The organism is Oribacterium sp. C9 (assembly GCF_002007235.1).
Classification (GTDB): domain Bacteria; phylum Bacillota; class Clostridia; order Lachnospirales; family Lachnospiraceae; genus Oribacterium.
This window is the reverse complement of sequence record NZ_MUHW01000024.1, coordinates 1-15,833: the sequence shown is the minus strand read 5'-3', so window position 1 is coordinate 15,833 and position 15,833 is coordinate 1. Positions and strand designations below refer to the sequence as shown.

The window sequence follows — 15,833 nt, the reverse complement described above, 5'->3', positions numbered from 1 at the left end:
TCCTTCCTTTTTTGTGCTTTTTTCTTAAAAATCATTAATTCTGAACTGATTATAATGTTGGCTTTCACAAGTGTAAAACAAGCTATTTTTTAATATTCACAATAATATGTTGTGAAAAACATGGATATTTCCTATGTCTTATGTTATTATGTCAAGGCTGATATCAAGTGTCAGAATAGCATTTAGTATAGATATTTTTTCTTTTCATAAATGGAGGAATAAATTTGGATACCCAGAGCATCAGATATTTCATAGCATTGGCACAGAATCTGCAGTTCACAAAGACTGCACAGCAGTTCTATACATCCCAGCAGAATCTGAGCCAGCACATCAGTAAGCTGGAGAACTTCTACGGAACGCCCCTCTTCTATCGAAAACCTAAATTAGCACTGACACCTGCAGGAGAAGTTCTTTACGAATCCTTTGTAAAGATCGTGAATGAAGCTGATAATGTTAAGCTGAAGATAAACGATGTTCTTCAGAACAACATCGGAAGTATGACCATAGGGGCCAGTCCCTACAGAGGTCAGTTCTGGATTCCGAGGGTGCTGCCTGCCTTTATGAAAAAATGGCCCAATGTCAGTCTGAAGATCAAGATGCAGAATTCAAGTCTCATGGAAAAGGACATTATAAACGGTGATATGGACTTTTTCATAGGTATAAGAACCAGTGACGACTCTGTCCTTAAGGTCATTCCTCTTATGAAGGACAGAGTCTATCTGGTTGTCACCCGAAATCTGTTAAACAGTTTTTTTGGCAACAATGCAGAAGCTATCATTAGACAGTGTGAGTTCGGTACTACCCTTGAGCCCTTCAGAGATTTTCCATTCCTGAGACTTACTGATGAATTCCGTCTGAGAAAGAAGGTTGATGCCTGTTTTGCGGCTTCAGACATTACTCCTCATAATGTACTGGAAATCGAGAATATAGAGACCATGATAAAGCTTATTCCCGGAGACATTGGCGCCTTTTTCTGTACCGGTCTTCGTATTCCATTCCTTAAAAATGTCTACCCCAATGCCTGCTTTTTCCCGCTAATGATAAAGGATGAATTCATCTACAGCTCCATGAGTATCGTATATCACAAGAACCACTACTTCCCTCAGTATTCACAGGACTTCATCAATGAGCTGAAGAACTTCTTTGGGCAGTTCAGTATAGACGAGACATAAAGAACCATTATTTTACTTTCATTATCACTGATTTCTGAATGCATTTAAGGAAAATGCATTCAGAAATCCTGATTCACAGGATAAACCTTAAAGTGTTCATATCCGTTTTTACTTTATTTTCCGATATATAGAAGAATTACCCCCTTTGCCGTTAGGCAGAGGGGGTAATCTGTTTATAATGAAATGTTGACTAAGGGGGAACGGAAATGAATCATATTCATTTTCTTATGCGCAGCTATGACACAAATTGAGTAGTTGCGGCATCAACAGATCCCTGTGATTGTCCAGTATGGTATACCTACAACAAGGAATACAGCGAATATCATGAAGAGTATGATGGTTCCCTTCAGGTACCAGTCTTTCTGTGAAACGTAGCCGTTTCCATAGAGATAGATACTTGCGCCGTTACCATAGTTACATACAAGTGCTCCGTAGCCTCCGAAGAATGCCATCATGAGAGCGAGCATCATCATGTTTACCTTTGTGGTCATAGCCAGTGTAAGGATAACAGGATAGATAGATGCGATGTATGCTGCGTTTGATACGAAGAAATACTTTACTGCAAAGCTGAAAAGCATAAGTACAACGAGAACTACCATTCCGTTAAGTGCGGAAAGGTCCATGACACTTTCGATCTTGCCTGAGAGCCATGTATAGAATCCGCCCTGATTGATAGCGTTTGAAAGGCTGAAGAAAGCTCCGTACCAGAGGTACATGTTCCATGCTCCTTTTTCCTTCATAAGGTCGTCCCAGTCAAGTATGCCGGTTACGAGCTCGAGAGCAAGGAAGCCGAATGCTACTACATTCATGCTGATGCTGAACTTAGGACCAACTACCCAGCCGAGGATGGCAAGGATAAATATTACGAGAAGAAGCTTTTCATCCTTCTTCATAGGACCCATCTCATCAAGCTTTGAGTCAACGAGAGGTCTTATATCACCGAAATTCTTCATCTCAGGTGCATAAAGCTTATATACGATGATAGGACATGTAAGAAGAACTAAAAGTCCGGGTACAAGAGCTGCTTTGAACCAAAGACCCCATGTGAGCTCGATTCCTGTAACATCCTTGATAGTTGATGCGATAACTGCATTTGAAGCCATACCTGTAAGGAAGAGAACTGCTGTAGACATTGCTACTACATGCTCAAGAAGCTCGAGGTAAGCACCCAGTTTTCTTGGGTTTCTGTCAGGGTATGAATCAAAGGACTCTGCTACTCCACGGAAGATAGGGAATACGATAGCTGATCTTGAAGTATTTGAACCTGTAGCAGGGCTAAGGATCAGGTCTACAAGCATCATGATATATCCGAGACCTAAGGAAGTCTGTCCAAGCTTTGTCTGATTGAACTTACGAAGAAGAACGTAAGCCATTCTCTGTCCGAGACCTGTCTTCTTGAATGCACCGCAGGCAAGAAGAACTGCAAGAAGGAACCATACTCCGAGCTTTGCATATCCTGCAAAAAGTGTAGCTGGCTCTGCTACGAAAAATGAACCGACACCGACAACTATAAGGCTGATGATAGGCTCTGAGAAAGGCTTAAGGATCAGACCTAAAAGCAGTGATATGGTAAGTCCGAAAAGATGCCAGATTTCTGTCTCGAGACCTTCAGGTGCTGAGACAAGGAATGTAAGTACCGGTACCAGTACTATAGGTATCATTTTGAGTATTCTGTCTTTCATATATTTATTCCTTCCAACTATGCTTAGTCAACTTCCAGGCAAAGTGTTGTGCCGGCAGTTACGAAATGTACGTCTGCATCCATCATATCTGCATAGTAGAGAATGAGACCTTCGATAGATCTTGGAATCACCTTTGACTGGCCTGAGTGAGCTACTACTATTGAAGTGATCTCCTTAGGAAAATTGTACTTCTGAGTGTAGTATCCGCTGAGGAATCCGTGCTGGTAGAGCTTTCCTACAGGGCTCTTTACAGCTGTTCCGGGACCGCCCTCTCCCATATCATTTTCTTCCATCTTACATACATCATGAAGAACTGCTGAAAGGATAAGGACATCCATGTCCACCTTATAACCATACTTCTTCACAGCATTTTCGGCGCAGTATACTGCATTGGCTGTTACGTTTTCTGTGTGCTTGATGAGTGCAACACCCGGAGCGCGGATCGCGAACTGAGGATCATTGATATCCTCCCATGAGCTGTTCTCAAATGCCTCGACCCAAATTTCACATGCGGCCTTTGCAAGCGCTCTGTCCTTTACATCAGCAAGCTGTGGAAATAACTTTTCTACTTCTTCTACAGTTAACTTACCCATAATTCCCTCCAACTTATAAGGTTTGCCTGTATCTTTATATCTCCTGTACAAAGTACGGCACATCACTCGGTTAAGATATTCTTTGCATGATTTAATGTACGACCCCATTGCCGTACATTAAATATGTTTGTCTTTTATTTTTATTTAGAAATCGTACATTCCTACTGACTTTCTCTCAGGAATTTTCACGTCGTCATAAGTCTTTGCTGTCTCATAGTCGATGTCAGGAATTGGCCATGTAGGTGTCTTTCCTTCGTACATCTCGAGAACGCCCATTGCTGAGTGGTAAGATGCTCTGAGAGCAGCCTCGATTGAGTTTCCGCCAACGTGTGGTGTGATGAGAACATTGTCAAGAGTTGAAAGTGGCATATCAGGAAGGATAGGCTCGTGAGCGATAGCATCGAGACCTGCTCCTGCGATCTGGTGGTTCTTGCATGCCTCATAGAGATCTTCCTCGTTTACGAGAGCTCCTCTTGCAGTGTTGATAAGGAAAGCTGTAGGCTTCATAAGTGCCAATGTCTCCTTATTTACCATGTTCTTAGTAACGCTTGTGTTAGGAGCGTGAAGTGAAACGAAATCGCTCTCCTTGAAGATTCTCTCAAGATCTCTTGTGACTTCAACGCCGTCAGGGAACTCTGAAGCCGGCTTGTATGGATCGTAGCAAAGTACGTTCATCTCCATAGCGAGACATCTCTTGGCAACACGGCTGCCGATGTTTCCGCATCCAATGATTCCGACTGTCTTACCATTAAGAGTAGTCATATGTGTCTTAAGCTTTGCATCGTAGAAATCTACCTTTAACATCTTCTGAAGACGTGTTACATTTCTGCTGAGGTAAAGCATGTGCATGATAGCTGTCTCTGCAACAGATGTGCTGTTTGCAACCGGTGCATACAGGCACTTTACTCCGTAATCCTTGGCAGCCTGAAGATCAACTGCGTCATAACCTGCTCCGTGACGTGCAAGAACCTTGAGGTTTGGAGCAGCTGCCTCAAATACAGCTCTTGTCATCTTTGTGATTCTTACGATGATGGCATCCGGCTGATACTCCTTCATATCAGCGATAACGTCCTCTGTTTCGAATCCTCTTCCATCGATAAGAGTCATGCCGTGGCTCTCAAGAAGATCTCTTGCGTCCTGTTTTAATTCCTGTGGTAATAATACTTTCCAACCCATTTTTATATCTCCTTTTTAATGTTTGCTTGAAAACTTTTTTTGATGGTTCGATTATAGAGTGGATGATTACAACTGTAAAACAAGCTGTTTTTTATTTTTCACAACAAATTGTTGTGGATTGTGAACTCAGAATCTCGCAGCCAGCTGCTCGATTTCGCGTTGATCACTTGATAGCCTTATCGCAATCTCGCAGCCAGCTGCTCGATTTCGTGTTGCCCGTCCCATGTGCGTTTATGCAAGCATAGCGCCCGCGTGACGGGCTTATCACGAAAAAAGTCCCCTTTCCCTTTCGGGAAAGAGGACTGGGGGGATCTGAGAAGATCAGAAAAGAGGAAATGCTATCGGAGCCCATACAGCGTATACGATAAGGTAGACCAGAGCTACTGGAAGGCCCGCTTTAAGATAATCCGTGAATTTATAATCGGCAGGTCCCATGATAAGTGCCTGTATTCCGGCTGCCATAGGAGTCGCAACGGAAAGAGTCGCACCTGCTATCGTTGCTATCATAATTGCTGTAGGATTGAATCCACCGCCTACGGCAATGGCTGCCGCGATAGGCATTGTCAGATTTATGACCGGTATATTTCCCATAAACTGGGTCATGCAGAAAGGAACCAGAAGGAAAATAGCTACCAGAAGAATCTGACTCATGTTCTGGTTTGTTATAGCGGAAAGAGCATCTGATATGGATGCGGCAAGTCCTGTCTTTGTCATAGCTGTGGAGAAGCTGAGACTTCCACCGAAGATGCAGACTGTGTTCAGGTCAATGGACTGGAAGGCTTCTTTTCCTGTCAGTACTCCTGTTGCTACCATGAGAAGTGAACCTGCAAGAGCTGCATAGTGTGATGGTACACTTATGAAAGAGGAAATGACCATGGCGATAATGCTGGCAAAGAAGATGATTATTCCGAGCTTATCACGTAAAGGATCCAGTTCCGTCCTTGTTTTTTTTACTGTTTCGTGCTCTTCCTGAACGGTAGTTTTGTTATCAGGTAAAAAGCGGTATCCTATGAGTCCGATATACAGTATCACACATATAAGTACCGGTATTCTTACGATGGCTGAATCAAGAACTGACATTCTGAGGGCATCGCCTGAGGCTTCCAGTATCTCGTTTCCCTGCTCTATGAATGCGGCACCCATTCCGAATGGCATAATGGCAAAGGATATGCAGCTTACATCCATGACAGCCTTATATATTCTGCTTTTGCTGTAGTTTCCCTGCTCACAGATCACATCAAGCATGGGAAGCATGGTAGCTCCTGATGCAGTGGCACTTGTAAGCATTGAAAGTATGGATGCCATGATCATGCAGATCCAGCGTACCTTGCTTTCCGAGTTGCCGTATTTTTTTACGAAGTTGTGCATATGCTTAGTGAAGCTTGTCTTCATAAAGCCTGCACCAAGTACAAATACCGCTGCAAATAAGAATACTGTGGAATTTCCAAAGCCTCCCCACGCCTCTCCTGTTGTGAGGACACCGGTTATGTCCAGAGCCAGACAGCAGGCAATAGCTGTCATTCCGTATGGGAGCTTTCCCAGAATATAACTTATCAGCATGAATATGCCGATGATCAATGTAATCTGTGCTGCGTTCACTATTTCAGACTCCTTTGTGCGATTTAACTAAAAATATTGTAGCTTTTCAGATTATACCCACACTATTCACAACAGTAAAACAAGGCATAATTTAAACCCCACAACAAAACGTTGTGGGGTTATGCCACATGTGAGTTTGTGAGAGCGCTACGCCCAATTGTACACTTGATAGCCTTATCGCAATCTCGCAGCCAGCTGCTCGATTCCGCGTTAGCTATCAAATGTATCATTGTGCTTATGTGCAAGCACAACGCCCAATTATCTACTTGATAGCCTTATCGCGAAAAAAAGAGATGGTACTGAAAGTACCATCTCTTTTGAATTATCTGTGATCAAATCACTGTTTTATTACTTGCTGAGCTTTACAACGTTAGCACCTGAGATACGTCCGTATGTAAAGATGTCAGCGATAGCGTTTCCGCCGAGACGGTTACCACCGTGGATACCTCCGGTAACCTCACCTGCTGCGAAGAGACCGTCGATAGCCTTGCCGTCTGCATCAACAACCTGTCCGTCTGTGTTGATGGTGATTCCGCCCATTGTGTGGTGGAGAGAAGCCTTTCTAGGAGAAATAACGATACCTACGTTAGGATCCTTCTCGATAGCTTCAAGATCGATAGCTCCGGCAAGAACGCCCTTTCCGAAGTCAGGATCCTTCTGGTTCTCTACATAAGAGTTGTACTTCTCGATAGTCTCACGAAGTGCTTCCTCTGTGAATGCAGGAGCAACACCTGCAGCTGCTGTCTTTGATGCCTCAGCGAGCTCGGCAAGAGTTGAACCATACCATACGTTGTTGTGCTCTACCATGTTCTCAACAGTTGTTCCGAAGAGAGCTGATGTTGGATCTGCACCCTCGCACTTTCCTGTTTCCTTTGAAGAACCTGCATAGATGATATAGAAGATACCATTGTCGAGACCAAGAGAAGCCTTTGCAAGAACGTCACGCTCTGCATACTCGTTTACGAAACGGTTTCCTTCGCCATCGATCCAGATCTGCTCTGATGCGTCAGCCCAGATTCCGTCTGTCATGGTTCCCTTTACAGGTGAAGATGAAGGCATGAGCTGTGATACACCGAGGTCTACAGTTCCTGCACCAACTTCCTGTGCCATAACGATACCGTCACCGGTATTAGTTCCTACGTTTGTTGTAAGTGTGTGATCTGTGAGATCATCGCCCCAGTACTTATCATACTTCTTAACCATAGCAGGGTTAGCGCAGTATCCGCCGCAGGCAAGAACTACACCCTTGGAAGCATTGAGAGTAACCTTTGTACCGTCAGCCTTTTCAGCATTTACACCAACGATCTTACCGTCAGCATCTGTGATAAGTGACTTACCGGCTGTCTCTGTGTAGATAGTAACGCCTTCCTTTTCAGCAGCCTTCTTGAGAGCCTCGATAAGTGGAGCACCATTCTGGTAAGCATGTGTTCTTGGCCACATAGCACCAAGTACTGTGTAGAGAGAATCACCTGCGCCCTTATGGCTTGCAGTATTGATTCCGAGATCGCCTGTCCAGTCATATGAAGCAAGAGCGTTCTCAGCAAGGTTTCTTGCGAGATCGATGTTTGAAGCAACCCATGTTCCATCGTTCATCTCACGAAGTCCGCCTGTGTAGATGTGCCACATATGAAGTGCGATAGAATCATATCCCGGCATATCCTTGCCGACTTCCTTACCTTCGTTATCCTTGAAGAACTTCTTGAGGTCATCCTGAAGCTCTGTGAGAACTTCCTTCCACTCAGGGAACTGATCGAAGTGAAGATCTGCATCGTCAGTCTTAAGTGCGAGATACTCGTCCAGAGTATTCTTCTCAGCAGCGCTCATAACACGCTCCGCCTGTGCCTCAGGGTCAACACAGTTAAATGCACCGCCGGCCATCATTGTGTCACCGCCGAGAACAGAACCTTTTTCGATGAGAGTAACCTTTGCACCCTGCTGTGCTGCTGAAATAGCTGCTGAAAGTCCGGCTCCGCCGCCGCCTACAACTACTACATCCTGATCATATGTCTCATCTGCGCCTGCTGTTGCATGCCACTCATTGGCATCAAGTACTGAGAGGTCAAGACCTGCTGCCTCAGCAGCCTTTCTTGCTGCACTCATGATAGCGTTAGAGCAAAGTGTTGCACCTGTTACGGCGTCAACCTTTGTTGTCTGATGCTCTACGATCTGTGCAGGAATTCTTTCCTTTGCAACAGTTGTAAGGGACTCAGTCTCACTGATCTCCTTGAGGTCAACCTTTGTGATCTTTCCGTCTTCTACAGTAAGTGTAACTGTAACGGGACCCTGCATTCCCGGAGCGGTTCCCTCAAACTCTCCGCTTACTCCTGCCTCTGCCTTTGCAGCTTCTGTTGTTTCCTCAGCTGCAGCTGCTGTAGTAGTCTCCTTTGCAGCTTCTGTAGTTGCAGGTGGTGTGCTGGTGCTGCCGCAGGCTGTTAATGCCATGGAAGCTGCCAGACCCATAACAAGTGCTCTTCTCTTCATATTCTTCCTCCTTAGATGGCTTTGCCGTATTCAATAAACGACAAATATATGCAAATGTGCTGATTTTTTGTACACATTCGCCCAAATATCTATCATTATAGCACTCGAAAAAGGCATATGCACTAACAAGTTTGTTAAAAAATTGTTTTTTGTTTGCGAACTTCCATTCTGTTGTAATACCGTTCATATATGACTTTGCATCTATTTGGAAATCCTATATTCAGCAAATATCGTTTTATTCAAATTGGTACAAAGATGATTATATGTGGTAACATATTTACATATTACATAGTGTGATAATGTTAAGGGCGGGACGATTTACCGTCAGTTTTTTGACTTTCTTTTCTGATTTTTATTAGCCGGGGGATTTGTTTTATGGATAAATTCCGAATTACCAGTGGTTTCAGGCGCCGTATATTGGTTGTGGAAGATGAAATGATTAACCGGGAGATACTTGGTAATATACTTGGTCCTTTATATGAAGTGGCTTTTGCCGAAAACGGACTGGAAGCATGGAAGCTTCTTAATGATGGACAATATTTATTTTCCCTGATCCTTCTTGATCTTATCATGCCGTTTATGGATGGATTCGAGCTCCTGCAAAAGATAAAAAAAGATGAAGTATTAAAGTCGATTCCTGTCATAGTCATGACTTCTGAAAAGGAAGCAGAGGTACAGTGTATAAGAAATGGCGCAGTCGATTTTATAAAAAAGCCCTACGATATGCCTGAAGTCATTCTGGCAAGATGTGAAAGAACCATAGAATTATATGAGGATAAAAGCATTATCCGTTCTGTGGAAAGGGACTCTTTGACAGGACTTTATTCCAAGGATATGTTTTTGGAGTATGTGAGGCGTATTGACTCGTACAAGCTTAACCGGCCCATGGACGCCATAGTTTTGGATATCGAGCATTTCCGACTCATCAATGAGATGTTCGGAAGAAAAGAAGGTGATAAGCTGCTTTCTTTTACAGCTGATCTTATCCGAAGAAAATATGAATGCACAGCCGCTATAGCATGCCGTGCAGAGGGTGATACATTTTTTATATATTGTGAGCATTCTGATGTGAACATTGACATGGCGAAGGATATACAGAATGAACTCTACTCTGCTTCGGATTCAATGAAAGTAAAGCTTCGTATCGGTATTTACGAAGAGGTGGATAAGAACATAGATACGGAAACGCGCTTTGACAGGGCAAAGCTCGCCTGTGACAGGCTACGCGGAGACTATTCGAAGAAAGTTGCCTATTACAGTGACGAGCTGCAGGCGAGATCCATATATCAGGAACGGCTCATAAGTGATATCGAAAAAGGTATAGCGAATGAAGAATTCAGGGTTGTTTTTCAGCCCAAATATGATATTTCCGGGGACATTCCGAGGATAAAAAGCGCAGAGGCTCTGGTCAGATGGTTCCATCCTGATCTTGGAACAATTCCTCCGACAGAGTTTATTCCTTTGTTTGAAAATAACGGGCTGATCTCCAAGCTTGATAATTATGTCTGGGAAAAAGCTGCAGCCTCGATTCGGGAGTGGAAGGATAACTATGGAATAAGTATTCCTGTTTCTGTCAATGTCTCCAGAGTCGATATTTATGATAACTCTTTAGAGGACAGGATCATGAAGCTGCTGGCGGCTAACCGTTTGGACACGGACGATATCTTACTTGAGATCACGGAATCTGCTTATTCTGAAAATGCTAAAAAGCTTATTGAAGTGACTACTTCTCTAAGAAACAGAGGCTTCAAGATCGAGATGGATGATTTTGGTGCGGGCTACTCTTCTCTTCACATGTTGAATGAGCTTCCCATCGATGTTATCAAAATGGATATGAAGTTTGTTCATAATCTGGAAAAGGATGAGAAAAGTGTCCGACTCATAGAACTGATCATGGATATCGCGAGATTTCTTCAGGTACCTGTGGTGGCTGAAGGTGTGGAGAATGAAGGACAGCTGTCCCGGTTGAAAGCTCTTGGCTGTACTATCATACAGGGCTTTTATTTTTCAAAACCTCTTCCGTATGATGAATTTACAGCGCTATGTGTGAAGTCGGGCTGACAAAGGATTTACAATCACATCATATTTTGGGCTTCTGAAATCGATCTTTATGGAGGGTGATAATGCTGACTATTGAAAAACTGAAAGAATACGGTGCTGACACAGATGAAGGGCTGAAACGTTGTATGGGTAATGAGGGACTGTATCTTAGACTTGCGGCTATGGCTGCTCAACAGCCGGAGTTTGGACAGCTGGAGAATTATATTAAAGATCATGATATGAAGAGTGCTTTTCAGGCGGCTCATTCATTGAAGGGGGTTATCGGAAATCTTTCCATCACACCGCTTTATGAAAAGGTCTGTGAAATTACAGAGCTTTTGAGATATGAATCTCCAGCAGATTATGACGATCTTGTAAAAACGATAATTGAACTGAGAGATAAGTATCGTTCTCTTTGTGAATAAAAACGCAAAAAAAAGACCATAGCCCCATGATGATCAAGGGGTTATGGTCCTTTTGCATTTTAGTATCAGCCCTTCAAACGGAACTTTGAAATAAGGTGATTCATCTGACTTGCCTGATTGCTGAGCTCGTTAGATGCGGCTGCACTTTCCTCTGCTGTTGCAGAGTTTGTCTGTACTACTGCTGAAATCTGATCCAGACCTTCTGAAACATTAGTTACAGCAGTTGACTGCTCAGTCATGGCAACAGAGATATCTTCGATCAATTCTGTTACCTGATCTGTGCTCTCTGCTGCACGGTTCAATGCTTCTGCTGTAGTCTTGGTGATTTCCTCACCTCTTGCAACAGCATCAAGAGCATCCTGAATAAGTGCTGCTGTAGATTTTGCTGCCTCGGCAGACTTCTGAGCGAGATTACCTACTTCATCAGCAACTACAGCGAATCCCTTTCCGGCTTCACCTGCTCTTGCAGCCTCGATGGCGGCATTGAGCGCAAGGATATTTGTCTGGAAAGCGATCTCATCAATTGTCTTGATGATATTGCCAATCTCTGTAGACTTCTCTGTGATATCAGTCATGGCATGAGTGAGCTCTTCCATACGCTTGTTGGACTCACGAACAGCTGAACTGCTGTCACGACATAAATCGTTTGCATTTGTAGTCTTCTCGGAAGTCATATGGATTCCCGAATTTATCTTGTTCATCTCATTTGTGAGTTCTTCAACAGAAGATGCCTGCTCGGTAGAACCCTGTGCCAGAGCCTGTGCTCCGGATGCAACCTGACCTGAACTGCTCTCTACATTCTGTGAAGCATCGCGTATATCCATCATTGTTGAATTGAGCTGCTCTGTGATCACATTCATGGACTGGAGCATCGGAGCGAATTCGCCAACAAAGATATCTGTTTCTGTATTCTCAATCTGAAGATTTCCGTTTGCCATCTCTTCAAGCTTATGGTCGAGGTTCTCGATTATCTGCTGGAAACGGGTGATCATATTGCGCATGCTGTTCACAAGATGACCGATCTCATCATTAAACTTGTAATCCATTTCAGCCTTAAGGATACCATTGGAAAGATCATCAGCGATGGAAGCCAGCTTCTCCAGAGGCATAAGAGACTTCTTAAGAAGGAATGATAAAAGGCCAAGAAGCATGATAAGTGCAAGTGCCTGAATGATTGACATAACAGTCATCAGCTGGTGGAGATCCTCTTTAAGCTCCTTTACAGTAACTGCAGTCTGTACCCACCATGTCTCACCTCCTACCTGAACAGGAGTATAGTAACGACGTACACCTGTGTTCTCACGCATGAAGGCCTGTCCTGCACCGAACATATTCTTATAGAATTCTACAGAAGCTGCAGGAAGAAGATCTGAGAACTGCTTTCCTTCAGAATCCTTGTTGTTTGAATAAATAACATACTGATCACCTGTGTCCAGCTCAACAGTAAGACTCTGATATGTATCTCTGTCTTCGATAAGCATTGAATCAAATATCTTGGTAGAAATATCAATGCAGACTACACCGATAAATTTTCCATCTTTTACTATAGGATATGAAGCAGGAATGATGGTGTTGCCGGTGACATCACTTGTAAACGGCTTACCGTAAATTACCTGATTTGTTTCTCCGGCTCTTACGAAATAATCCATATCCTTGAATAAATCATAATCCAGTGTACCGACAGTCAGGTTCTTCAGATCCTCTCGTGTTACAAATGGCTCATAATACTTGATGTCCTCGCAGAACATATATGGATTGAAAAATACACCGGCTCCCTCGATGTTCTCGTTTGAATCAACGATTGCCCAAAGATCATTTTTGATAACAGTGTCTTCGTCTGCACGTATCTCAGTAAGATTTACTGAAGGCTCGATGATACTTGGATAAAGCTTTTCTCCGGTATCTTTCTTATCAACCATAGTGAGTACTGAATTTACCAGCGGTTTTGCAAGTACATCGTTTCTCTCTACGATAGAACGAACTTCACTGACATTCTTCGCACAGATATCCTGAATGCTACGGCTGGTCATACGGTTCATGACATTTGTGAATAATAAATCAACTACGACATTCAGAATAAGGAATGCCACGAGAGTGAAGGCACCGATTACTAAACTGAGACGCTTGTTCAAACGCATGTTTTTGTACCAGTTGCCGGACTTCTTTTTGTTTCCTGATGATTTTACTGACTTCATAAAACAGAATCCTTTCTTTGAATTGCGCACACTTCCTTTTTGTGCACCTGCCAAATGCTACTCTATATGTTCGTGATATATACAGATTTTTTATTACGGATTTTTTATCATCTGAGTATCACACAAAACGCGGTTTTAGAAGTATAAACAAAATATAAAGAATTTATAAGAGCTTCTATAACTAAATTAGAGCACATATTATCCTGTTCTATTGTTTGTTTCCTACAATGCTAAATTAAAAAATCTCCATAACCCGTTATTTTAAGCGGGATATGGAGATTATATACAATTATAGTAAGGCTTTCTGTCAGTTAGCTGTCGTCTTTGGTGGATTGCCTTTTTGGATAAGACGAGTACTTATTTTTACAGATACTATTCCCAATATGACTCCCAAAACGATTCCTGTAAGAACATCTGTCGGGAAATGCAGGAACATATATAGTCTGCTGAATGCTATCAGTACTGCAAAAATCAAAAATGCTGCTCCGACCTTTCGGTAATTCATGTAAACAGCAGTTGCTGCGCCAAAGGCCCATGCAGAATGGGTAGACGGAAATGAGGTACTCGTCGGTCTGTCTACCAGCAAAGTGAAAGCTGTATCTATATGACATGGACGCGGGCGCGATATTAAGTGCTTAAGTAGCAGCTGACCAAAAAGCAATACACCAAAATATGTAATAATTATCGCTATTCCTGTTTTTCTTGTTTTCTTAAAGATCATCAATAGTACACCGAGGATCAGGAACAGCTGGCCGTAAGAACCTACGATCTTGGATAAAGTAAGAAAAAAGCTGTCTAAAAGAGGTGTACGTACTATTGAATATAGGATAGACAATTCCATATACTATCTCCTCCGTCCGTTGAAAAGAAACAAGTGAAATAAAAAACTGCATTGAAATATAAGAATTACATCGACATTTATTCCATAGCATATAATCTGTTTTTTAAATGGCAGCCCATCAAGAGGGAATTCTTCATAACAGTAATATTGATTTCTTATGTATTTCCAATCGGACGGATAACATATTACTGCTTTTGAAATAAAAAACACTCTGCATAGCAGAGTGTTTCAGACTGTATTCATTTTTCAGCCGGCTCCCATTTACACCTGACCGGTGAAACAATAGAGCCTTCTTTTTTCATCTGAGCAAATGCCTTATCAACGACCTTTCGATCCAGTCCAGTCAATTCAGCAACCTTGCCTGCATTCAAAGGTACTCCGGTTTCTCTCATGATTTCTAAGATCTGTTCTTTTTCATTCATGCCAAGCACTCCATTACTCACCTAGCATCTCAATAATATAATTTTCAATACCGATCTGCTCAATCAGGCAGAGATGGCCCTTGACCCAGTTATAATGATCCTGTTCGTCAATAATGAATTCCTCGATCATATGTCTGGTTACATAGTCATCGTCGAACATGGAGAGTGCCTTACTCATTTCCGGAAGAGCTGTTTCCGATTGCTTTAAGTCATATTCAAGCATTTCCTTGATATCAGTGATTATCGGATATTCCTGAAGCACAACTGCAGGTGTCTCACCAAGTTCAATCAGGCGGGCATTTACCTTCTTCGCCTCATCCCATTCCTCATCGGACTCTGCCATGATCTTGTCTGCCAGCTTGTTTAAACCACGAGCCTTTAAAAGCTGTGCATGAATAGAATGCTGCTGAGAATTACCGAACCATCCTTTTGCTAAATACTTTAAAAATTCAATCTTTGTCATCGCAAACTACCTCCGATATAAAATAAAACCAGCTATTATTGCGCCTCCAAAACATTGTGCACAATTTATATTTATATTTTCATCGATGCAGGCTGTATTTTCAATTTAGAATACCATCATAATCTCTCATAATGAGATAAATAAGCCAATTTCTCTCATTTATAAAAGATATTTTTTTAGAGGCTCCGGAATAGAATACTCATAAACTTCCGCAATTTCTTCCAAAGTTGTATTTATCTGTCCCAGAATCCACTCGCAAGCCAGTCCTACGAATCCATGACAGTAAATTTTTGCATACATCATCTCCTCATGTGTTAACTTTTTGTTACCATTGACAGAGAGAATGTACTTTTCCAGAGCTGCATAATTGATCTCGGTCATATATCGCAAAAATGAATCATGTCCCGAAGTGTTCTGCAGTAGGTTCACCAGATATTCCTTGTTGTTTTTATACAAACATGCTGCGTCATAAAGCGTCTGTTTCCACTTATAATCATTCGAACTAGTCTGATCCATGATCGCTGCAACAGCTCTGGTATGTTCCCATGCAATAAGATCATATTTATCTTTAAAATGCCGGTAAAAAGTTGCCGGTGAATATCCGCAGTTATCAACGATGTCCTGTATCGTGATCTTATCGATACTTTTTACAGCTGCAAGCTCCTGAAAAGAAGCTGTTAAGATTTCTTGGTTATTCGTCAAAAATAGTGGGTAACCATTGATTCTTTTTCGGAAGTTTAGTTG

13 protein-coding genes are annotated in these 15,833 nt (G+C 42.4%); 3 read left to right on the top strand and 10 right to left on the bottom strand.

Annotated features, from left to right (window positions below):
• Positions 1–224: 224 nt before the first annotated feature.
• Entirely contained in the window at positions 225–1,172 is a 948-nt protein-coding gene (locus BXO88_RS13535; protein WP_078038263.1) for a LysR family transcriptional regulator, read from the top strand.
• Between the two features lie 263 nt (positions 1,173–1,435).
• On the opposite strand, the gene BXO88_RS13530 is transcribed toward BXO88_RS13535, so the two are convergent.
• From BXO88_RS13530 to BXO88_RS13510, 5 genes are all read right to left on the bottom strand, one after another.
• On the bottom strand, positions 1,436–2,854 hold the full coding sequence (locus BXO88_RS13530) for a DASS family sodium-coupled anion symporter (protein WP_078038262.1): 1,419 nt from the start codon (positions 2,852–2,854) through the stop codon (positions 1,436–1,438).
• 23 nt (positions 2,855–2,877) lie between these two features.
• Positions 2,878–3,447, bottom strand: coding sequence for an HDIG domain-containing metalloprotein (locus BXO88_RS13525; protein ID WP_078038261.1), 570 nt, complete (start codon positions 3,445–3,447; stop codon positions 2,878–2,880).
• Positions 3,448–3,591: 144 nt separating this feature from the next.
• Positions 3,592–4,623, bottom strand: coding sequence for a hydroxyacid dehydrogenase (locus BXO88_RS13520; RefSeq protein ID WP_078038260.1), 1,032 nt, complete (start codon positions 4,621–4,623; stop codon positions 3,592–3,594).
• A gap of 321 nt (positions 4,624–4,944) precedes the next feature.
• Positions 4,945–6,222, bottom strand: coding sequence for an SLC13 family permease (locus BXO88_RS13515; RefSeq protein WP_139355599.1), 1,278 nt, complete (start codon positions 6,220–6,222; stop codon positions 4,945–4,947).
• Positions 6,223–6,570: 348 nt separating this feature from the next.
• On the bottom strand, positions 6,571–8,703 hold the full coding sequence (locus BXO88_RS13510) for an FAD-dependent oxidoreductase (RefSeq protein WP_078038259.1): 2,133 nt from the start codon (positions 8,701–8,703) through the stop codon (positions 6,571–6,573).
• 375 nt (positions 8,704–9,078) lie between these two features.
• Between BXO88_RS13510 and BXO88_RS13505 the strand changes: the two genes are divergently transcribed.
• Both BXO88_RS13505 and BXO88_RS13500 read left to right on the top strand, forming a co-directional pair.
• Positions 9,079–10,764, top strand: a complete 1,686-nt coding sequence (locus tag BXO88_RS13505; protein ID WP_078038258.1) for a two-component system response regulator — start codon at positions 9,079–9,081, stop codon at positions 10,762–10,764.
• 62 nt (positions 10,765–10,826) lie between these two features.
• On the top strand, positions 10,827–11,168 hold the full coding sequence (locus tag BXO88_RS13500) for an Hpt domain-containing protein (protein WP_078038257.1): 342 nt from the start codon (positions 10,827–10,829) through the stop codon (positions 11,166–11,168).
• 65 nt (positions 11,169–11,233) lie between these two features.
• Here BXO88_RS13500 and BXO88_RS13495 read toward each other — a convergent pair whose 3' ends face one another.
• The 5 genes from BXO88_RS13495 to BXO88_RS13475 form a co-directional block, all read right to left on the bottom strand.
• The gene (locus BXO88_RS13495; RefSeq protein WP_078038256.1) at positions 11,234–13,363 is read right to left on the bottom strand and encodes a methyl-accepting chemotaxis protein; all 2,130 of its coding nucleotides are present in this window, start codon (positions 13,361–13,363) and stop codon (positions 11,234–11,236) included.
• A gap of 307 nt (positions 13,364–13,670) precedes the next feature.
• Positions 13,671–14,204, bottom strand: coding sequence for a phosphatase PAP2 family protein (locus tag BXO88_RS13490; RefSeq protein WP_078038255.1), 534 nt, complete (start codon positions 14,202–14,204; stop codon positions 13,671–13,673).
• 239 nt (positions 14,205–14,443) lie between these two features.
• Positions 14,444–14,626, bottom strand: coding sequence for a transcriptional regulator (locus BXO88_RS13485; protein WP_078038254.1), 183 nt, complete (start codon positions 14,624–14,626; stop codon positions 14,444–14,446).
• Positions 14,627–14,639: 13 nt separating this feature from the next.
• Positions 14,640–15,089 carry a ferritin-like domain-containing protein gene (locus tag BXO88_RS13480; protein ID WP_078038253.1) on the bottom strand — a complete coding sequence of 150 codons (450 nt, stop codon included), beginning with the start codon at positions 15,087–15,089 and terminating at the stop codon, positions 14,640–14,642.
• A gap of 159 nt (positions 15,090–15,248) precedes the next feature.
• Positions 15,249–15,833, bottom strand: a 585-nt coding sequence (locus tag BXO88_RS13475) for a TetR/AcrR family transcriptional regulator C-terminal domain-containing protein (RefSeq protein ID WP_078038252.1), incomplete at its 5' end; no start/stop codon positions are given.

Excerpts from the sequence above, each read along its gene's own strand:
- BXO88_RS13530 (WP_078038262.1), bottom strand. The coding sequence starts at position 2,854 with ATGAAAGACAGAATACTCAAAATGATACCTATAGTACTGGTACCGGTA.
- BXO88_RS13525 (WP_078038261.1), bottom strand. The coding sequence starts at position 3,447 with ATGGGTAAGTTAACTGTAGAAGAAGTAGAAAAGTTATTTCCACAGCTT.
- BXO88_RS13520 (WP_078038260.1), bottom strand. The coding sequence starts at position 4,623 with ATGGGTTGGAAAGTATTATTACCACAGGAATTAAAACAGGACGCAAGA.
- BXO88_RS13510 (WP_078038259.1), bottom strand. The coding sequence starts at position 8,703 with ATGAAGAGAAGAGCACTTGTTATGGGTCTGGCAGCTTCCATGGCATTA.
- BXO88_RS13505 (WP_078038258.1), top strand. The coding sequence starts at position 9,079 with ATGGATAAATTCCGAATTACCAGTGGTTTCAGGCGCCGTATATTGGTT.
- BXO88_RS13500 (WP_078038257.1), top strand. The coding sequence starts at position 10,827 with ATGCTGACTATTGAAAAACTGAAAGAATACGGTGCTGACACAGATGAA.
- BXO88_RS13495 (WP_078038256.1), bottom strand. The coding sequence starts at position 13,363 with ATGAAGTCAGTAAAATCATCAGGAAACAAAAAGAAGTCCGGCAACTGG.
- BXO88_RS13490 (WP_078038255.1), bottom strand. The coding sequence starts at position 14,204 with ATGGAATTGTCTATCCTATATTCAATAGTACGTACACCTCTTTTAGAC.
- BXO88_RS13485 (WP_078038254.1), bottom strand. The coding sequence starts at position 14,626 with ATGAATGAAAAAGAACAGATCTTAGAAATCATGAGAGAAACCGGAGTA.
- BXO88_RS13480 (WP_078038253.1), bottom strand. The coding sequence starts at position 15,089 with ATGACAAAGATTGAATTTTTAAAGTATTTAGCAAAAGGATGGTTCGGT.